Here is a 19,329-nt window from a genome sequence, read left to right as displayed (position 1 = left end):
CCAGCCGGTTCAGCGCCGTAAACCCGCGTCTTTAAGCAGGGGGAGTACCGCCTCGCCGAAATACGCCAGGTCAGGTTCGAAATCATAAAACGTCAGCTGCGCGCCATCGCACCCGGCGGCTTTCAGGCGCTGGAGATAACGGGCGATTTGCGCGGGGTCGCCCACCAGTTGGATATTGCCGCCGACGGCTTTTTGATCGCGCTGGTGGCCGAGGAAGGCCTGGCTGTCGCGCTTTTTCAATGAGGCGAAAAAGTTGTCCACCGCCACGTGGTCCTGTGCGGCGACAATGGCGTCGTGGTACTCCCAGGCTTCCCGCTCCGTCGGCCGGCAAATCACCATAGGGTTGATTAACGTGCGCAGGGTGCGGTTGCGGGCGGCGGCGGCGGCCCGGATTTTGGCGGTATGGGCGGGCAGCGCGGCCAGGGAGGCTTCGATCTCCGCTCCCGCCGGGCTGGTGATAAACACCAGATCGGAATGGCGCGCCGCATATTCTATGCCCGCCGCCGAGCCGGTGGCGTTAACCAGCAGCGGCCGTCCGTATTTGGGCTGCGGTGAAATATACGCCTGTTCGGTGGACCAGAATTCCCCGGTAAGGGTGATATTGTCCTCGCTGCTCCAGTAAGCTTTGAGGAAGCCGATAAATTCTTCCGCCATGCGGTAGCGGGTATCATGTTCAATCTGCGGACTGCCGAACATTCTGGCATAGCTGTCCTGGTTGCCGGTCACCATATTCAGTCCCCAGCGGCCGCCGGTAATACTGTCAAGGGTGGCGCCAAAGCGCGCCAGATGCAGGGGATGCCATGGCCCATAAAGGATATGCAGGGTGGATATCAGCAGGATGCGGCTGGTTACCGCCCCCAGGGCCGCGGTGGTGATAAACGGGTCCAGGCTGTTGGCCCGGTAGCCGATCTCGCCGCCATAGCCGCCTTTTTGATTCCACTCCGCCAGGCCGAACACCAGATCCAGCCCTAGCGCTTCGGCTTTCAGGGTCAGGGCTTTGTTGTATTCAAAGTGCCAGTCGGTGGTGCGGGGCAGCGTCGACGGGCTCCAGCCGCCGCTTTGGATGGGTAGAAATAACCCCAGCAGGAAAGGCTGTTTAAGCACTTCATAAAGCGGACTGCCCGGGATCTCCGCGGGTGTCCTGGCGCGGGTTGCACGTTCTGCGCCGGATAAGTGTCTGTTCATACCGCTCCACACGGCCAACATGGGCCTTTTTTAAGGTGAAGCAATACTAGAGGCGGCCGGGAAAAGCGGAAAATGCGAATAACGGATATATTTATGCGTTTTTACCGCTTAAAGGGCCAGCAATGCAGAGAGGACTTAATAACATTCTGTTTTTAATAAATAAAAATAAAATCGTTTTGAGCGATCATGACGGATATACATCCGGAATGCTAATAGATAAATTTATTTCCCTTAACCATTCCTTTAACGGTTGGCATGCAGCCGTTTTTGCCCCGACAGGCTGTTGGCCAGCACGTCGAATGCTTGCCGCACCAGGGTATTACCGCTGCCCGGCCGGCACCACAGATAAAACTGCGTGTCCGGCAAGCGCGGCAAACCATCCCCTTCGCCGAGTACGCGCATATCGCCGTCCAGCATCTCGATGCTGCGCGCGGTGATGCCCAGCCGCGCTTTGATTGCCGCCTTGATGCCCAGCAAATTGGAGGTGGTGTAAGCCTGGTGCCAGCGCACCTGGGCCGCATCCAGCGCCTCCACCGCCACCCGGCGAAAAATGCTGGGATAATCCGCCAGCACCAGCGGCAGCGGCTCCTGCGGCACATGCACATACTGGGCGGCGCACACCCAGACGGTGGGGGAGGTGCGCAGCAAAATCCCGTCCAGCGCCGGGTCCAGCCGGGTGGAAATGGTCATGTCGATTTCGCCCCGGTGCAGCGCTTCCATTAAAAACGGACTGCGCCCGACGTCCAGTTGCAAACTCAGCTTCGGCGCCCAGCGGGCAATATGGCTTAACAGCGGGGGCAGCAGCGTTTCCGATACATCGTGCGGGGAGCCGATGCGCAGCACGCCGGAAAAACGGCTGTCTTTCAGCGATCGGAAGGCGTCATCGTTGAGGATCAACAGATCCCGGGCGTAGCTTAATAATTGCCGGCCCTGCTGGGTGAGCTGCTTATTGCGCCCTTCTTTTTGAAACAAGGTGGTGCCCACCAGCGTTTCCAGCCGCTGCATTTGCTGGGTGACGGCCCCCTGGGTACGGCCGACCTGGGTACCCGCCCGGGAAAAGGTTTGTAAATCGGCCACCGCGACAAAGGTTCGTAACAATTCAATATCCAGATTTTCAGTATTCGTCATGTTCAGGATCGGCCATTGTTTTTCGCGGGTTGCAATCCGCCCGGGGAGATTGTCGTCGGGTAAGGTAAAAGATGTCAAAGAACATAATTAACTAACTAATGTTGCACTACTGACTCTGTTTTCGTGTTCTGCTATCTGATTACAAGGCCGCAGGGCAGTCACACTCACGATATCCAGATTAATCATGTCCAGCGTCTCATTGAGTGGTTGATCCCGAAAGCTGCCCTGTAAACCTTGGCCAGCATTATTAATAAGAGTATCAACCACAATATTTCGTTGCTTTAATCGACTGTGCAGATCGCTGATAGCAAACATATCGGATAGATCTACCTGTTCAACGATCACTTCAGTTTTGTCACTTTCGCGTAATTCCTGTGCCATAGATTCAAGCTTAGTCAGTCGCCGTGCCACCAGAATGAGCGATTTTTCCTGAGCGGTAAACTGACGCGCACACTCTTCACCAAATCCGCCAGAGGCTCCGGTAATAAGTACCCATCCCTTATTGATGGTTGTCATATTAATCACTCAAGTTGTGTCGTGTAAGGTGTGCCGGAAGCTGTTGCGTTCACCGCGTACGGTTACGTCATTGGCCGGTGTTATTTTCTTTGATAAAGGCTGTACTTTGTCATTGCCGTGAAACCCTACCTATCCCTCACTGGTCATCTACGGCTGAATACCGGCCAAAAAATCAAATTCCGCATCGGTAGTCATTACGCAGGCCTGGCCCAGCAGGGAACAAAAACGCTGTGTTTTTTCACTGGCGTTTGTCAGGAGCACTATCGGTTTATCGATGTCTAAGCCATAAGCCAGCTTTATCCTGACGCAGTCAGAGTGCCGGAACAAAATGCGCAGGGTCTGACAGGAAACATCCGGTACCAGAGAAATTAATGTCTGTGTACTGCGCATTTTCAGCTGCTTTGCCATATCCGCTAAGGCGTGGGGGGCAACGCTGAGAATGATGATTTCAACTTCATCAGTTACCGCCTGATGATCGTCCAATGTCCAGCATGGGAATGCCCTTGCCAGCCTTTGAGCCCGCTCACCGTTTCCGGGCGAGAGAAATACCTGCAGGTCGGGCACGGCCAGAAATAATGCTGTTATTATTTTTTCGGATAACGCATCTACACCAAGAATCCCTATCCTGCTCATGACGCCCCCGGCTATCAGTATCTTTCCGCTGTGTTATCAGCGGTAAAAGTGGGCCACCTCTGCGACGGTAAATGCACTCGGGTCCCTGAAAATAGGCTGCATCTCATGGCGTCTCCGTTTGGGTTGCTGGCGGCTGCCAGCCTCCTCCGAGCGCCCTGAACGCGGCGACAGCGGCGCGGGCAGACTCAGTCTGAGCCTGCGCACGGGTGTCGGAAGCCTGCAGCAGAGTTTCATCATCATGGAGAACATCAATCAGACTCGCCGTCCCTTGCTGGTAGGCGATAAAAGACGACTGGCGAGCGCTTGCCAGGGCGTTTTCACCGCTCATCAGCAAGGCGGTCTGCGTTTCATGGTTGACCAGAGCGGAGAAGGCATTTTCAACATCTTCAGTGGCGCGTAACACCGAAAGACGGTAGGCGGCGAGCGCCTCCGCTTCCTGGCCTTTCGCCTGGTCTATCTGGGCGTTGATACGGCCAAAGTCGAAGAGCCGCCAGCGTAGTCCCAGTATTCCTGCCGACTGGCTGGCGCCGCTGGAGAACAGATTGTCGCCGGAAACCGCCGTCGCGCTGCCGAGTAATGCGCTGAGAGAAAACGTCGGGTAATACTCGCTGACGGCGGCGCCTATACGTGCATTGGCGGCCGCCAGATGGCGCTCCGCCACGATAATATCGGGTCTGCGGCGCAGCAGGTCGGCAGGTGTGCCCGTTGCGGTGATCTGCGGGGCCTGCGGGATGGCCTCCTGCGTAGCCAACTGGGTGCGATGGGTGCCGGGCGGGGTGCCAAGCATAACGTCTAATGCATTCATCGCGGCATCGATGCCTGTCCGCAGAACCGGCACGGTGGCCTGAACCTGTGCCAGCGCCCCTTCGGTCTGGCGCACCTGATACTCGGGAGCCAGTCCTTTATAGTGGAGCAGTCGCACTTTCTCCAGCAGCGCCTGTTGCGTACTGATCTGCTTATTCGCGATGGCCAGCCGGGCCTGTAACCCGCGCAGGGTGATATAGATATCGGCAGTCTGGGCCGCAACGGCAAGGCGGACCGCGGAAACGCCTGCCTCGGAGGCCTGATAATCAGCCAGTGCGGCCTGGCGATCGCGTCTCAGTCCCCCGAAAATGTCAATCTCCCAGCTGGCATTCAAATCGGTTTCATAGCTGTTGCCGTAGCGATTATAATCCGGCGTTGAGCTGAGGACCTGGCCCAGCGGCGTTTCGACCGACTGATACGCCCGCGCGGCCTGTCCGCTGACGTTACCGGAAGGCAGGAGGGCAGCGGTTGCCGCGCCAAGCCCGGCGCGGGCCTGTGCCATTCTGGCCGTTGCCTGAGCGAGATCGAGATTCTGGGCGAGCGCGTCAGACACGAACGTACTTAACCGGGGGTCGTTAAAACCCTCCCACCAGACAGCAAAACTGGCGGGGCGGGATACCTCTCTCTGCGTCACGGCGGGCTGAGAAAGATATTGCTTTGAAAGCGGTGCATCGGGACGATGATAATCCGGCCCGACGGCACAACCTGCCAGTAAGCCGGTACTTACCGCCAGGGCAAGAGTACGCAGGAGGAACATTGGTAAGCCTTGAGTCAATTTTGTATTGTGACTACATTACCAAATGGTCACGTGTTGTCAATCGGGTGCTATTGAGCTAAGCTGGAAAAATGACAAAACACACAACGGTACATCCCCCACGGGGACCTTCGGACCACAGCGTTCGGGATCAGGTCGTGGAAGCCGCCACGGAGCACTTCGGGCATTTCGGCTATGAGAAAACCACCGTGTCAGACCTGGCTAAAGCAATTGGTTTTTCAAAGGCTTATATTTATAAGTTTTTTGATTCCAAGCAGGCAATCGGCGAGGTGATCTGCTCTAACCGGCTGGACATGATCATGGCGATTGTCAATTCAGCGATCGCCGGGGCGCCGACGGCATCCGAAAAGTTAAGGCGCCTGTTCAGGGCGCTCACTGAAGCCGGCAGCGATTTATTTTTTCACGATCGCAAGCTTTATGACATCGCGGCTGTGGCAGCGCAGGATAAATGGCCTTCCGCTCAAATACATGAAGAACGTTTGCGGCAACTCATTCAACAGATCATTCAGGAAGGGCGGCTTACGGGCGAATTTGAGCGGAAAACGCCGCTCGATGAGGCTACCCATGCCATATATCTGGTCATGCGACCTTATATCAGTCCGGTACAACTGCAATACAACCTGGAGACGGCCCCGGCGGCCGCTGCACTTTTGTCCTCACTCATACTGAGAAGCCTATCGCCCTAGAATGTGACTATTGACATTATTAGTCACTAGTCTGAGAATGAGGTTACTGTCCAGTTGACTTCATTAAGGGAACCCATGCTCAGGCTTAAACCCGCCACCTTAGCTGTTTGCCTGCTGCCGCTTGCCCTGGCGGCATGCGGCGACACTACCGGCACCGACGATCCACGGACTCAGCCTCCTCTGGTCAGGGCTGCGACCGTAGTGAGCGCTGTCGACGTCTCCCGCGCATTCACCGGCGTTGTTGTCGCCCGTATTCAAAGCGATCTCGGCTTCAGGGTACAGGGTAAAATTCTCGAACGTCTGGTGGATACCGGTCAGGCCGTTAAACGCGGTCAGCCGCTGATGCGTCTGGATCCCGTGGACCTGGGCCTGCAGGCGCAGGCGCAGCAACAGGCTGTCGCGGCGGCGCGCGCGCGCGCCAGACAAACGGCTGATGACGCAGCCCGTTACCGTGGTCTGGTCGCTGCCGGTGCCGTTTCCGCATCGGCCTACGATCAGATAAAGGCCGCGGCAGATACGGCTAAAGCTGAGCTCAGCGCTGCCCAGGCTCAGGCTAATGTGGCGCAAAACGCGACGGGCTATGCCGTGCTGCTGGCCGACGCCGATGGTGTGGTCATGGATACGCTGGCTGAACCGGGTCAGGTGGTCAGCGCCGGGCAGCCTGTCATCCGGCTGGCCAGGGCGGGCCAGCGCGAGGCCGACGTACAGTTACCTGAGACGCTAAGACCTGCGCCGGGCAGCGAGGCTCAGGCAACGCTCTACGGCACCGGTAATCAGCAGGTTGCGGCAAAACTTCGCCTTCTTTCCGATGCGGCTGACCCGGTGACGCGCACCTTTGAGGCGAGATATGTGCTGGAGGGCGCGCTGGCTAATGCCCCGCTGGGGTCTACCGTGACGCTTCACATTGCCGAAGACAAAACAACGCTGCCGGTCTTGCAGGTGCCCTTAGCGGCACTCTATGATCCTGGTAAAGGGCCGGGCGTCTGGGGCATTTCCGGTCAGCCCGCAAGGGTGTCCTGGCGACCGGTTCAGGTGCTCGGCCTTGGGGATGACGCTGCAAGGGTGACCGGGAGTCTGAAGCCGGGTGAACAGGTCATCGCTCTGGGGGCGCACTTGCTGCATGACGGTGAAACCGTACGCACGGCGCAGCAAGGCGATGACAGCGTTGCGGGGAGTAAGCCATGAGTAGCGGGCGCTTTAATCTCTCGGCGCTGGCCGTTCGCGAGCGATCCATTACCTTATTCCTGATTATCCTGATTACGATCGCCGGTATTCTGTCGTTCTTTGCACTGGGGCGGGCGGAGGATCCCCCGTTTACCGTAAAACAGATGACGATTATTTCCGCCTGGCCGGGTGCGACAGCGCAGGAAATGCAGGATCAGGTGGCCGAACCGCTTGAAAAACGTATGCAGGAGCTCAAGTGGTATGACCGTAGTGAGACTTACACGCGTCCGGGTCTGGCGTTTACCATGCTGTCGCTGCAGGACAGCACGCCGCCTTCACAGGTTCAGGAAGAATTTTATCAGGCGCGTAAGAAGCTCGGCGATGAAACAAAGAACCTGCCGGCAGGCGTGATCGGGCCGATGGTCAATGATGAATTTTCCGACGTGACCTTCGCACTCTTTGCGCTGAAGGCGAAAGGGGAGCCGCAGCGGCTGCTGGTCCGCGATGCGGAATCGTTGCGCCAGCGTCTTCTGCATGTGCCGGGGGTTAAGAAGGTCAATATTATTGGCGAGCAGGCCGAGCGCATCTTTGTCTCCTTCTCGCATGACCGTCTGGCTACGCTGGGCATTTCTCCTCAGGATATTTTCGCCGCCCTTAACAGCCAGAACGTACTGACGCCAGCCGGTTCCATTGACACCAGCGGACCGCAGGTCTTTATCCGTCTGGATGGCGCCTTTGACAAACTGGAGAAAATCCGCAAAACGCCCATCGTCGTTCAGGGCAGGACGCTGCAGCTTTCGGACGTGGCAACCGTTGAACGGGGTTACGAAGATCCGGCGACCTTCATGGTCAGAAACCAGGGCGAGCCGGCCCTACTGCTGGGTATCGTTATGCGTGAGGGGTGGAACGGTCTGGATCTGGGTAAGGCGCTGGATGCGGAAACGGCTAACATCAATAAGGGCATGCCACTGGGCATGACGCTGACGAAGGTGACCGATCAGTCAGTCAACATCAGCTCCGCCGTTGACGAGTTCATGATCAAATTCTTTGTCGCGCTGCTCGTGGTGATGGTGGTCTGTTTCGTCAGCATGGGCTGGCGGGTGGGGGTGGTGGTCGCCGCTGCGGTGCCGCTGACGCTGGCTGTGGTTTTTGTGGTGATGGAGGCTTCCGGCAAAAACTTTGACCGTATTACGCTGGGTTCCCTGATCCTGGCGCTGGGATTACTGGTGGATGATGCCATCATCGCCATTGAAATGATGGTGGTGAAAATGGAGGAGGGCTACGACCGCATCAAAGCTTCGGCCTATGCCTGGAGCCATACGGCCGCCCCCATGCTTGCCGGCACGCTGGTCACGGCCGTCGGGTTTATGCCCAATGGGTTTGCACAGTCCACCGCCGGTGAATACACCAGCAATATGTTCTGGATAGTGGGTATCGCCCTGATTGCTTCCTGGGTGGTGGCGGTGGTGTTTACGCCTTATCTGGGCGTGAAAATGCTGCCAGAGATCAAAACGGTCGAGGGCGGACACGCGGCCATCTACGACACGCGTCATTACAACCGCTTTCGCCGCGTGCTGACTCGCGTCATCGCGCGAAAATGGCTCGTGGCTGGTACCGTTATCGCCGTCTTTACTGTCGCTATCCTCGGTATGGGGCTGGTAAAAAAACAATTCTTTCCCACCTCTGATCGACCGGAGGTGCTGGTAGAAGTGCAGATGCCTTATGGCACCTCTATTGAGCAGACCAGTGCCGCAACGGCGAAAATCGAAAGCTGGCTGAAACAACAGAAAGAGGCAAAAATCGTTACGTCCTACATAGGGCAGGGTTCGCCGCGTTTTTATCTGGCCATGGCGCCAGAGCTGCCCGATCCGTCGTTTGCGAAAATTGTCGTGCTGACGGACAGTCAGGAGGCGCGTGAGACGCTCAAGTTTCGACTCCGTGACGCGGCCGCCGGCGGGTTGGCTCCTGCGGCGCGCGTGCGCGTGACTCAGTTGGTGTTCGGTCCGTATTCACCTTATCCGGTAGCTTACCGTGTCATGGGGCCTGATCCCGCCACACTGCGCGAAATCGCAGACCAGGTGGAAAGGGTGATGCAGGCCAGCCCGATGATGAGGACCGTCAACACCGACTGGGGGCCGCGGGTGCCGACGCTGCATTTTACGCTCAATCAGGACCGTCTCCAGGCGGTAGGGCTGACATCAAATGCCGTTGCTCAGCAGCTGCAGTTCCTGCTCTCCGGCGTACCCATCACGTCGGTGCGTGAAGATATCCGTTCGGTGCAGGTTATGGGACGTGCGGCAGGAGATATAAGGCTCGATCCGGCAAAAATAGCCGGTTTTACCCTGGTGGGGTCATCAGGTCAGCGTATCCCGTTGTCTCAGATTGGTCATGTGGACGTGCAAATGGAAGATCCCATTCTGCGTCGTCGTGATCGTACCCCGACCATTACCGTACGGGGGGATATTGCTGAAAACCTGCAGCCGCCGGATGTCTCCACGGTAATCATGAAGGCATTGCAGCCTGTCATCGCTACGCTTCCGGCAGGATACCGGATAGAGCAGGCCGGCCCGATAGAAGAATCAGGCAAAGCCACCAAAGCGATGGCGCCGTTGTTCCCTATCATGATGGCCATGACGCTGTTGATTATTATCCTGCAGGTGCGGTCAATGTCGGCAATGGTGATGGTATTTCTCACCGCGCCCCTGGGGCTGATTGGGGTGGTGCCAACGCTGTTGCTGTTCAACCAGCCTTTTGGCATCAATGCGCTGGTGGGGTTGATCGCGCTGTCGGGCATCCTGATGCGTAACACCCTGATCCTGATAGGGCAGATCCATCACAACGAGCAGGAAGGGTTGGCGCCATTCCATGCGGTAGTCGAGGCGACGGTGCAGCGAGCCCGACCGGTATTGCTGACGGCGATGGCGGCCATTCTGGCGTTTATACCCCTGACGCACTCGGTGTTCTGGGGAACGCTGGCGTATACCCTGATTGGCGGGACGCTTGGCGGCACCATTATCACGCTGGTCTTCCTGCCCGCAATGTATACCATCTGGTTCAGAATACGTCCCGATCAACAGGCGTCCGCTGAAAACAAATCTACGACGTAATACCGACTGCATGGGGCCGCTGGCATGATGGGAAATAGATGAAATGATGGGGATCCAAGCGGTTTATTCTCCTCAAAGAACGCAAGAAAACCAGCGGCTTGAGGTGCCGCCGCAGGCGGACAGGCCGGCTCGTGCGGCCCCAGGCAGCGCTCTTCGCGCGGCAGGTGGGCCGGACGGGGCGACGGGCCGGAGAGTGGCGTTAAGGCCGCCCTGTAACGACGCGATGGAGGCCTGGGTAGCAGGGCTTAGCTTTTAAGCGCGGCGCAGGCGGCGGCTATACGGCGCCCCGCCTCGGCAACGGTGGCATCATCGGTGGCGATGGAAAGGCGGAAATAAGGTGACAAGCCATAAGCGCTGCCGCCAATGCCTGATACGCCGCGCTCCAGCAGGTAATCAAGCACATCCGCCTCGTTTTCCAGCCGGCGGCCGTCCGGTCGCCGTTGTTCCAACAACCCCGCGCAACGGCAAAATACAAAAAAACTGCCTTGGGGCGGCAGCAGTTCCAGTCCATCCACGGCGCTAAGATATTCCACCAGCGTATCCCGGCGCCGCTGATAGCTGGCCACCTGCGGCGGCAGGAAATCCAGGCCGCCTTCAAACGCCGCCAGGGCCGCCGCCTGGCTCACCGAGCTGGCGCCCGAGGAGATCTGCGACTGGGTGACCACCATGGCCTGCGTCAACGTGGCCGGACCGGCGCCGTAGCCGATGCGCCAGCCGGTCATGGCATAGGTTTTCGACACGCCGCCCACCAGCAGCGCGCGGTCGCGCAAATCCGGCGCGACGTTCAGCAGCCCGATATGCCGGCGGCCGTCGAACAGGATATGTTCGTACAGTTCATCCAGCATCACCAGTACCTGGGGATGGCGGCGCAGCACCGCCGCCAGCGCCTCCAGCTCCTGGTGGGTATAGACCGCGCCGCTGGGATTGCCCGGGGTATTCAGCACCAGCCAGCGGGTACGCGGCCCGATGGCCTGTTCCAGCTGCGCCGGCAGCAGCTTGTAGCCCTGCTCCAAAGGGCAGGGCAGGAAACGCGGCTCGCCACCGTTAAAACGCACGCTGTCGGGGAAGGTGGGCCAGTATGGGGTAGGTACCAGCACGTCATCCCCATCATCCAGGGTGGCGGCGAATGCGTTGAAAATGATTTGCTTGGCGCCGTTGGCGATAACCACTTCCGCCAGGGGATAGATCAGCCGGTTTTCCCGCGCCAGCTTGCGCACAACGGCTTCCCGCAGTGCGCGCACCCCGGGGGTGGCGGTGTATTTGGTTTCACCTTTGGCGATGGCCCGGTAAGCCGCCTGCTTGATGGCGTCGGGAGTATCGAAATCCGGTTCGCCGGTTGTCAGGTCAAGGATATCCACCCCGGCGCTTTTCAATTCATTGGTACGTTGCTTGGCGGCGGCGTTGGCGGAGAGGGTCACCCGCTGGACACGGCGCGAAAGTTGGATACTCATTGTGGTTCCTCTGAAAAACGTTCTTTACGGGCGGGGCTCTTGGGCCGCGCTCAGGTCGCCGCCGGTAGCCCCAGGTTCTCGCGCAGAGTGGCGAAAGGGTAGGCGGTACGGAACAATCCGCGGCGCTGAAGTTCCGGGATCACCAGTTCAATAAACAGATCCAGCTGTTCCGGCATGATCGCGGGCATCACGTTAAAGCCGTCCGCCGCGTCCGCCTCCAGCCACTGCTGGAAGTCGTCGGCGATATCCCCGGCGCAGCCCACCACCACCCGGTGTCCACGGGAACCGGCGGCCACCGCCGCCAGCTCGCGCAGGGTCAAGCCATCGCGCGCCGCCAAATCGGTCAACAGCTTGATGCGACTTTGATTTCCCTCGCCGTCCGGCACCGGCGGTACCGGCCCGTCCAGCGGGTAGGCGCGCAGATCCAGACCAAAGCGGGCGGAGAGCTGGTCAAGCCCGTTGTCGATATCCACCAGCGCGTTAAGCTGACGCCAGGTTTCCCGGGCCTCCTCACGGCTGCGGCCGACGATCGGCATCACCCCCGGCAAGATCAGCACTGCTTTGGGATCGCGTCCGGCGGCCGCCACCGCCTGTTTCTGGCTGCGATAAAACGCCCGTCCTTCCTCCAGGGAGGCGCTGGCGGTGAACACCACCTCGGCGGTCTGCGCCGCCAGCGTCTGGCCATCGGCCGAGGACCCGGCTTCAATAATCACCGGCCGCCCCTGGGGGGAGCGGGAAATGTTCAGCGGTCCCTGCACTGAAAAATGTTCGCCGTGATGGTTGATCGGCTGGATCTTGTCGTCGTCGAAATAGCGGCCGCTGGCCCGATCGGCCACCACCGCCCCATCCCGCCAGCCGTTCCACAGCTTAAAGGCTACCTCGAGGAATTCACGCGCACGGGCGTAGCGCGTCGCGTGGTCGGGCATATCTTCCCGGCTGAAGTTGCGCGCCACATCAGTGGAATACGAGGTCACCACGTTCCAGGCGATCCGGCCCCGGCTGATATGATCCAGTGATGAAAATGCGCGGGCCAGCGTAAAGGGATCGCTGAAAGTGGTGGAGGCGGTAGCCGCCAGACCGATATGACGGGTGGAGACCGCCAGGGCGGCCAGCAGCGTCAGCGGCTCCAGCCGCGCCATGGTGGACGGCAGGCGGTGTACGCTGGTGGCCAGCGCGTCACCGACAAAAAACAGGTCAAATTTGGCGTCTTCGGCCTTACGCGCGATGCGCGTCAACCAGGCGATATCCGTGGGCGAACCAAGGTCGCCGGTGGCGCGCCAGCCGCCGACATGATGGCCAAGCGGCTGGACAAACAGTCCCAGCCTCAGTTGACGCGGCGGGGAAAGTTGAGATGACATACACACTCCTGTAAGGTCAGGTTCGGCCGGCGTATCCGCCGGCCGCCCTCGTCAGAACGTCTGGTCGGCGGCGGTGATAACAGCCCGTTCGATGGCCGCGGGCGCAAGCGAAAAGGGCAACAACGCCGCGCTGGCGGACGGAAACTTAAAACTGGCGGCAATATAGCGCGCCGCTTCGGTAAGACGATCGCCCAGGGGGATAAGATGCAGCGGCGCGTCATAGCGGCGCAGTTGTGTCAGCAGTTCGGCATCCGGCCCGTCGTTGCCCCGCGCCAGCAAGGATTGCACCAGCAGGCCGAACCCGACTTTTTCGCCGTGCAACCATCCGTGCAGTTCCGGCAGATGGGTCATCCGGTTGTGAATGGCATGAGCAACTCCCGGCGACGGGCTGTCGTCGCGCATGCTGTTGGCCAGGCCTGCCCCGGCGATATTGGCGTCGATCACTTTTTGCAGCGCGGGCGTTACCTGTTGGCGGGCGTTGGCCGCCAACGCCTGCTCGCCCCAGGTGTTAAAGATATCGCGCGCAAAGGCCGCCGCGTGGATTTTAAAATTGAGCGCCAGGCTGTCACCGTTTTTCGCCTGGTAGGGCTGGAATTCATACCATTTGGCCAACGCGTCGACAATGCCGGCTTTGAGGTAACGCACATCGCTGCGCGCGATGATTTCGCTGTCCACCAGCACCAGCGCCGGCATGCGTTTAAGTGCCAGGGTTCCTTCATGGCCGCCGCGTTCGTTATACATAATACTGATCGGGGACCAGGCCGCGCAGGTCGCGGCGATGGTGGGCATGGTGGCGACATTGCCGCCCTCCAGGCCGTCCGCCACCGCTTTCGCGCAGTCCAGCACGCGTCCGCCGCCGATGCCAATCACAAACGGCGCCGGCTGCCCGGCCAGCCGCGCCTGATGTTCAGCCACAGCAGCCCGGGTACATTCGCCTTGCAGATAACTCACGTCATAACCGATGCCGCTGGCCTCAAGACTGGCGGCGACCTGCGACGCCACCGCCTGCCAGGCGCGCGGGCTGGTAATGATGGCGACCCGGTCGGCAAAGGGCGCGATAAGGCCGCCCACACCGGCGCACAGTCCCGGTCGGGAGTAATAGGTTTGGGGCGATTTAATTGCGAGCACGGTATTACCTTAGTCGATTTCTTAGGAGTGCTTACCATAAGTCAGCAAGAAATAATAAAATCTCCTCACTCATTTGTAACCTTATTAGAAGATATAACTTATAGCGGGTGAATATAAAAGCGCCCGGCGCGACATGGTATATTCCCGGCCATTCTTCATACAGGACAATGAAAATGGCTTTTAATACGCGATGGGCCGCGCTGGCGCTGGTTATGGGCGTGGTTACTATGCTGATAGGCTGCGATAATTCGGGTTCGGCGGGGCAGGATAAGGTGATCCGCATCGGCGCCACGGGACAAAGTTTCCCCAGTTCCTATAAAGAAAACGATAAACTGGTGGGCTACGATGTGGAAGTGGCGGAAACCATCGCGCACGACCTGGGCTATAAAGTCGTCTGGACCACGGCCGATTTCAGCGGCCTGCTGGGACAATTGGAAGCAGGCAAGCTGGATAGCATCGCCAATAATTTCGTGGTAACGGCCAAACGCCAGGAAAAATATAATTTTTCCACTTCCTACCTGACCTACTCGTCGCAGATCGTCACCAGCACGCAGAATAAAGATATCAACTCGCTGGACGACCTGAAGGGCAAGACGGTGGCCGGGGTGCTGGGGTCGAATCATATTACCAACCTGCGCGCGGCGTTCCCGGACAATAGCATTGTAATACGTACTTATGAAACCCGCGACGGCGCCATGAGCGATACGCTGAATAACCGGGTGCAGGGCTATGTTAACTCCAAGCCGGTGCTGCTGGCAGAAATCAACAAGCATCAGCTGCCGCTGAAGCTAGTGGGCCCGGCGCTGACGGACGAAGGCGTCAGCTTCCCGTTTGCCAAAACGCCGCAAGGCGATCGGCTGCTGGGCCTGTATAACCAAGAACTGGATAAAATGCGCCAGGACGGCCGGTTGAAGGCGCTGTCGGAAAAGTATTTCGGCGACGATTTGAGCCAGGTGAAATAACGCCACATTCCTTAGGATTATATCCCAGGCTAATGCGCCACCGGCTCCCCGGCCGGTGTTGCTATATCCCGTTGGGATTAGGATATATATTTCTGTTATAAGGCGCATTATTCTTCCGTGCTATAGTCCCACACTTAAAAAATTATTTAATCCGAGAAGTGTATGGCGTCCCATTTGATTGACTTTGTCCTGATTGGTAATAACTTTGGCACCCCGGAAATGCGCGAGGTGTGGTCGGAAAACAGCCGCCTGGCCCGGCAAATCGAGGTAGAAGTCGCCCTCGCCCTGGCGGAAGGCGAGCTGGGTGTGATCCCCGAGGCCGCGGCCCAAGCCATCGCCCGGCGCGCCGATGCCAGCCAGCTCAATCTTGACGACATTGCCCAATCCGCCGCCGAGATGAAACATTCCCTGATGCCGACCCTCGCCGCCCTGCAAAAACAGTGCGGCGACGCCGGTGAATATATTCATTATGGCGCCACCACCCAGGATATCGTCGATACCGCCACCGTGCTGCAACTGCGCCAGGCGTTTGGCATCATCGAACGCGATGCGACGTTGCTGGCGGTGGAACTCAGGCGCCTGGCAAAAAAATACCAGCACACCCCCATGACCGGCCGTACCCACGGCATGCAGGCGTTGCCAACAACGTTTGGCTTTAAGGTCGCGGTATGGCTGGATGAGTTTGTCCGCCACCTGACGCGCCTGCAGGAAATCAAAGCGCGCGCGCTGACCGGTAATATCAGCGGCGCGATCTGTACCTACGCCTCTTTCGGCCCGCAGGGTCCGGCGATTGAGCGGCTCACGCTCGACAAGCTGGGGTTGAACACCCCCAATATCGGCTGGCAGGCGGCGCGCGACCGTTTTTCCGAGTTTGCCTCGGTGGCGGTGCTGATCAGCGGAACGCTGGGTAAGATAGGCAATGAGTTCTATAACCTGATGCGTTCCGAGATCAATGAAATCGAAGAGGCGTTCTCCGCCGGTAAAATCGGTTCCACCACCATGCCGCATAAACGCAACCCGGCGGCGCTGGAAGGTCTCGCCAGCCTGACGGCGCCGGTGCTGAAAAGCGCCGCCCTGATCTATGAGTCGATGCATGTGGAACATGAGCGTGACGCCATGAGCTGGCGCGCGGAATGGATCGCCCTGCCGGAAATCTGCATTTACCTGTCCGCCCAGTTGCAGAACGCGCTGGGCATCCTACGCGGCATTACCGTCAATGAAGCGCAAATGCTGGCTAACCTGCATCTGCAGGGCGGGCTGCTGCTGTCGGAAAAGGTGATGTTTGAACTCGGCAAGACGCTCGGCAAACAAACCGCCCATCACCTGGTTTATGAATGCTCGATGCAGGCCTATGAACAAAAACGCCCGTTTAAAGAGGTGCTGCTGGCGCACCCGACGCTGCGCGCCACGGTGACGGAAAACCAGCTGGACCATTGGCTCGACCCGACTAATTATCTCGGTAGCGCGCCGGAGAAGGTCGACGAGGTGATCCTGGCCGCCAACGCGTCTGGCCTGCTGCCGGCTGCGGACCTGGAGGCCAGATGAGCGCGGGGTATCGCCAACTCACGGTGGCGGACGCGGAGCCATTTCTGGCGCTGATGCACGCCGCCTATGCGCCTATCCGCGAGTTGGGCATCCACTTCGACGCCGCCACGGCGGATCTGGCGCGGGTCAGCCGTCATCTGGATGAGCATGGCGTCTACGGCATGTTTCTCGACGGTAAGCTGGTGGCCTCGGCGACGCTGCGCTATCCGTGGGGACCTTTGCCCGGTCCGTTCGGCCTGCCGCATATCGGCTGGTTCGGCGCCGATCCGGATTATCGCGGCCAGCGCCTGGGCAGCCAGATGCTGCAATGGCTGGAGCAGGCTATACTGTTGGGCCAGCTCAGGGCGCCGGCGGTCTCGCTGGGCACGGCCGAGAGTCACCCCTGGCTGGCCGAGATGTATCAGGCGCGCGGTTTCAAACCGATGCACAAGACGGATTTAGGCAAAGGTCATATCACCCTTTATATGAAAAAAATACTTGATGAAACACGCCATGCGATATGGCTGCAACGCACAGCGGCACAAGAGGCGGTAAAATGAAAACAGGTTCTATGGTATTAACCGCGCTGCTGGCCGCCACCCTGCTGTCAGGCTGTGACAAGCCGGGCGACGGCGGGAGTTCCGACGCCAAAACCATCCGCGTAGGCGCCACCGGGCTGAGTTTCCCCACCGCCTATAAAAAAGACGGTAAGCTGGTGGGCTTTGATGTGGAGTTAACCGAACAAATCGCCAAAGACCTCCATTATCGCGTCGAATGGGTCAACGCTGATTTCAGCGGTCTGATGGGGCAACTGGAAGGCGGCAAGCTTGATACGGTGGCTAACGCCGTCGCCATCACGCCGGCGCGCCGGGAGAAATATGATTTCTCCGGTCCGTACAGTTATTACGGCAGCCAACTGGTCACCAGCAGTACCAACACCAATATCAATACCCTCGACGATCTGAAAGGCAAAACCGTGGCCGGGGTGTTGGGTTCCAACCACGTGGCCAACCTCAAGAAGGCGTTCGGGGACAATACCATCACCATTCGCACGTATGAAAATCGCGACGGGGCCATGACCGACACCATGAATAAGCGCGTCGACGCCTATGTCAATGCGCGGCCGATACTGCTGGCGGAGATCAAGGAAAAGAGCCTGCCGCTGAAACTGGTCGGCGCGCCGCTGGTGGTCGAGCCGGTGGGGTATCCGTTCCATAAGGATGATAGCGGCCGGGCGCTTAAATCGGCGTTTGATCGGCAAATTGACGCCATGCGCGCGGATGGTCGTCTCAAGACGCTGTCAATTAAGTATTTTGGCGAGGATATCACCACTCCTCCAGCCGGCGCGGCTCACTAGGCCGGTTCTCGTTTTCACGCCCGCCAAGGTATCAGACGGCGGGCGTTATCTGAGTGCTTCTGCATGAATATCGATATCAGCTATTTGCTTAAAGTCTTCCCGCTCATCATCAGCTATTTGCCGATGACGATGTTTCTGGCGGTGGTATCCATGATCATCGCCATGGTTGTCGGCCTGATGCTGTCGCTGTTGCGCACCAGTAAAATCTGGCTGCTCAGTAAAGCGGTCGAGCTGTATATTTCCCTGTTTCGCGGCATGCCGGCGCTGGTGCAGCTGTTTATAATCTACTTTGGCTTACCGCAGCTTATTCCCTCGCTGACCGGCCTGACGGCCACTGCGGCGGCCATCATCGGCTTTAGCCTCAAGACGTCGGCGTATATGGCGGAAATCTATCGCGCGGGGCTGGCCTCTGTAGATCCGACCCAAACCGAGGCCGGGCTGTCGATTGGCATGCGCAAGGGGCAAATTTATCGTCGCATCGTGCTGCCGCAGGCGATGCTCAATGCGCTGCCGGCCACCGGCAACACTTTTATCTCGCTGATCAAAGAAACGTCGGTGGCGTTTGCCCTGGGCGTGTCCGAACTGTTTGCGGAAGGCAAAATGATCGCGGCCGAGTCCCTGCGCTATTTTGAAACCTTCCTGGTGGTGGGTCTGGTGTACTGGCTGGTAATCATCTGCTACGCTCGTCTGCAGGCCCTGCTTGAGAAAAAACTTAGCCACTCGCTGCAACGCTAGGATGACATTATGATCACAGCCAAAAATCTCTATAAACGTTTTGGTGACCAGGTAGTGTTGGACAATATCAGCATCGACATCGCCGCCGGCGAAGTGGTTGCCATTATCGGACCTTCGGGCTCGGGGAAATCAACGCTGCTGCGCTGCCTGAACCTGCTGGAAAAACCCGAATCCGGCATCATCCAGATTGACGACGTCACTCTTGATACCGAGCATTATACCACCCGGGAAGAGTACGCCCTGCGCAGCCAGACGGCGATGGTGTTCCAGAACTACAGCCTGTTTAAAAACAAAACCGCACTGGAAAATATCACCGAAGGCCTGTTGGTGGTGAAAAAGCTGCCCCGCAGGCAGGCGGTGGAAATGGGCATGTCGCTGCTGGAGCAGGTCGGCCTGGCGGATCAGGCGCATCAGTATCCGGTGACCCTGTCCGGCGGCCAGCAACAGCGGGTCAGCATCGCGCGGGCGCTGGCGGTCAACCCGAAAGCGATTTTGTTTGACGAACCCACCTCGGCGCTGGATCCTGAACGGGTGCATGAGGTCTTGCAGGTGATTCAGACGCTCGCCAAGCGCAAGACCACCATGGTGATTGTCACCCATGAAATGCAGTTTGCCAAAGAGGTGGCCGACCGGGTGATCTTTATGGCGGACGGACACATTATTGAACAGGGGCCGGCGGAACAGATCATCAATTTTTCCGACAATCCGCAGACCCGGCGCTTCCTGAGGCAGTTGATCAATATCGAAACCCCCAGCGAGTTTTCTATTTAGGTGATTTACCGGCGCAGCGCCCGCATCCCCCCGGCGGTATGCTGG

General features: G+C 58.6%; 17 protein-coding genes. 9 read left to right on the top strand and 8 right to left on the bottom strand.

Going from position 1 to position 19,329, the window contains the following annotated elements; genetic code table 11:
- Positions 1-9: 9 nt before the first annotated feature.
- The 5 genes from ACL2XG_RS06465 to ACL2XG_RS06445 all read right to left on the bottom strand — a co-directional run bounded on the left by ACL2XG_RS06465 (position 10) and on the right by ACL2XG_RS06445 (position 5,023).
- A complete protein-coding gene (locus ACL2XG_RS06465) occupies positions 10-1,185 on the bottom strand; it encodes an LLM class flavin-dependent oxidoreductase (protein WP_410015507.1) in 1,176 nt (391 codons plus the stop codon).
- Positions 1,186-1,428: 243 nt separating this feature from the next.
- On the bottom strand, positions 1,429-2,313 hold the full coding sequence (locus ACL2XG_RS06460) for a LysR substrate-binding domain-containing protein (protein WP_410015506.1): 885 nt from the start codon (positions 2,311-2,313) through the stop codon (positions 1,429-1,431).
- 87 nt (positions 2,314-2,400) lie between these two features.
- The gene (locus ACL2XG_RS06455; protein ID WP_413722570.1) at positions 2,401-2,829 is read right to left on the bottom strand and encodes an SDR family NAD(P)-dependent oxidoreductase; all 429 of its coding nucleotides are present in this window, start codon (positions 2,827-2,829) and stop codon (positions 2,401-2,403) included.
- Between the two features lie 147 nt (positions 2,830-2,976).
- On the bottom strand, positions 2,977-3,462 hold the full coding sequence (locus ACL2XG_RS06450; protein WP_413722571.1) for an NAD(P)-binding domain-containing protein: 486 nt from the start codon (positions 3,460-3,462) through the stop codon (positions 2,977-2,979).
- 103 nt (positions 3,463-3,565) lie between these two features.
- Positions 3,566-5,023, bottom strand: a complete 1,458-nt coding sequence (locus tag ACL2XG_RS06445) for an efflux transporter outer membrane subunit (RefSeq protein WP_413722572.1) — start codon at positions 5,021-5,023, stop codon at positions 3,566-3,568.
- 89 nt (positions 5,024-5,112) lie between these two features.
- Here ACL2XG_RS06445 and ACL2XG_RS06440 point away from each other — a divergent pair, with 89 nt between their 5' ends.
- The 3 genes from ACL2XG_RS06440 to ACL2XG_RS06430 all read left to right on the top strand — a co-directional run bounded on the left by ACL2XG_RS06440 (position 5,113) and on the right by ACL2XG_RS06430 (position 9,998).
- On the top strand, positions 5,113-5,727 hold the full coding sequence (locus ACL2XG_RS06440; protein ID WP_410015502.1) for a TetR/AcrR family transcriptional regulator: 615 nt from the start codon (positions 5,113-5,115) through the stop codon (positions 5,725-5,727).
- Positions 5,728-5,802: 75 nt separating this feature from the next.
- A complete protein-coding gene (locus tag ACL2XG_RS06435) occupies positions 5,803-6,912 on the top strand; it encodes an efflux RND transporter periplasmic adaptor subunit (protein ID WP_413722573.1) in 1,110 nt (369 codons plus the stop codon).
- The gene (locus ACL2XG_RS06430; RefSeq protein ID WP_413722574.1) at positions 6,909-9,998 is read left to right on the top strand and encodes an efflux RND transporter permease subunit; all 3,090 of its coding nucleotides are present in this window, start codon (positions 6,909-6,911) and stop codon (positions 9,996-9,998) included. Before ACL2XG_RS06435 ends, ACL2XG_RS06430 begins: the two co-directional genes overlap by 4 nt.
- 245 nt (positions 9,999-10,243) lie before the next feature.
- On the opposite strand, the gene ACL2XG_RS06425 is transcribed toward ACL2XG_RS06430, so the two are convergent.
- From ACL2XG_RS06425 to ACL2XG_RS06415, 3 genes are read right to left on the bottom strand one after another with little or no spacing between them, the layout of a single operon-like run.
- On the bottom strand, positions 10,244-11,449 hold the full coding sequence (locus tag ACL2XG_RS06425) for an aminotransferase class I/II-fold pyridoxal phosphate-dependent enzyme (protein ID WP_413722575.1): 1,206 nt from the start codon (positions 11,447-11,449) through the stop codon (positions 10,244-10,246).
- Positions 11,450-11,499: 50 nt separating this feature from the next.
- The gene (locus ACL2XG_RS06420; protein WP_410015498.1) at positions 11,500-12,807 is read right to left on the bottom strand and encodes an LLM class flavin-dependent oxidoreductase; all 1,308 of its coding nucleotides are present in this window, start codon (positions 12,805-12,807) and stop codon (positions 11,500-11,502) included.
- 51 nt (positions 12,808-12,858) lie between these two features.
- The gene (locus ACL2XG_RS06415) at positions 12,859-13,935 is read right to left on the bottom strand and encodes an iron-containing alcohol dehydrogenase family protein (RefSeq protein ID WP_410015497.1); all 1,077 of its coding nucleotides are present in this window, start codon (positions 13,933-13,935) and stop codon (positions 12,859-12,861) included.
- A 167-nt stretch (positions 13,936-14,102) separates the two neighbouring features.
- Between ACL2XG_RS06415 and ACL2XG_RS06410 the strand changes: the two genes are divergently transcribed.
- The 6 genes from ACL2XG_RS06410 to ACL2XG_RS06385 all read left to right on the top strand — a co-directional run bounded on the left by ACL2XG_RS06410 (position 14,103) and on the right by ACL2XG_RS06385 (position 19,284).
- The gene (locus ACL2XG_RS06410) at positions 14,103-14,897 is read left to right on the top strand and encodes an amino acid ABC transporter substrate-binding protein (protein ID WP_410015496.1); all 795 of its coding nucleotides are present in this window, start codon (positions 14,103-14,105) and stop codon (positions 14,895-14,897) included.
- A 162-nt stretch (positions 14,898-15,059) separates the two neighbouring features.
- On the top strand, positions 15,060-16,442 hold the full coding sequence (gene purB / locus ACL2XG_RS06405) for an adenylosuccinate lyase (RefSeq protein WP_410015495.1): 1,383 nt from the start codon (positions 15,060-15,062) through the stop codon (positions 16,440-16,442).
- Positions 16,439-16,981, top strand: coding sequence for a GNAT family N-acetyltransferase (locus tag ACL2XG_RS06400; RefSeq protein WP_410015494.1), 543 nt, complete (start codon positions 16,439-16,441; stop codon positions 16,979-16,981). Before purB ends, ACL2XG_RS06400 begins: the two co-directional genes overlap by 4 nt.
- The gene (locus tag ACL2XG_RS06395; protein WP_413722576.1) at positions 16,978-17,778 is read left to right on the top strand and encodes an amino acid ABC transporter substrate-binding protein; all 801 of its coding nucleotides are present in this window, start codon (positions 16,978-16,980) and stop codon (positions 17,776-17,778) included. The genes ACL2XG_RS06400 and ACL2XG_RS06395 overlap by 4 nt, the downstream gene beginning before the upstream one ends.
- Positions 17,779-17,841: 63 nt before the next feature.
- Entirely contained in the window at positions 17,842-18,513 is a 672-nt protein-coding gene (locus tag ACL2XG_RS06390) for an amino acid ABC transporter permease (RefSeq protein ID WP_162364154.1), read from the top strand.
- 9 nt (positions 18,514-18,522) lie between these two features.
- Positions 18,523-19,284, top strand: a complete 762-nt coding sequence (locus tag ACL2XG_RS06385) for an amino acid ABC transporter ATP-binding protein (protein ID WP_410015492.1) — start codon at positions 18,523-18,525, stop codon at positions 19,282-19,284.
- Positions 19,285-19,329 lie beyond the last annotated feature (45 nt).

The organism is Sodalis sp. RH24 (genome assembly GCF_047324145.1).
Taxonomy (GTDB): domain Bacteria; phylum Pseudomonadota; class Gammaproteobacteria; order Enterobacterales; family Enterobacteriaceae; genus Acerihabitans.
Note: the sequence above shows the minus strand (reverse complement) of the source record. Positions and strands in the feature narration are given on the sequence as shown.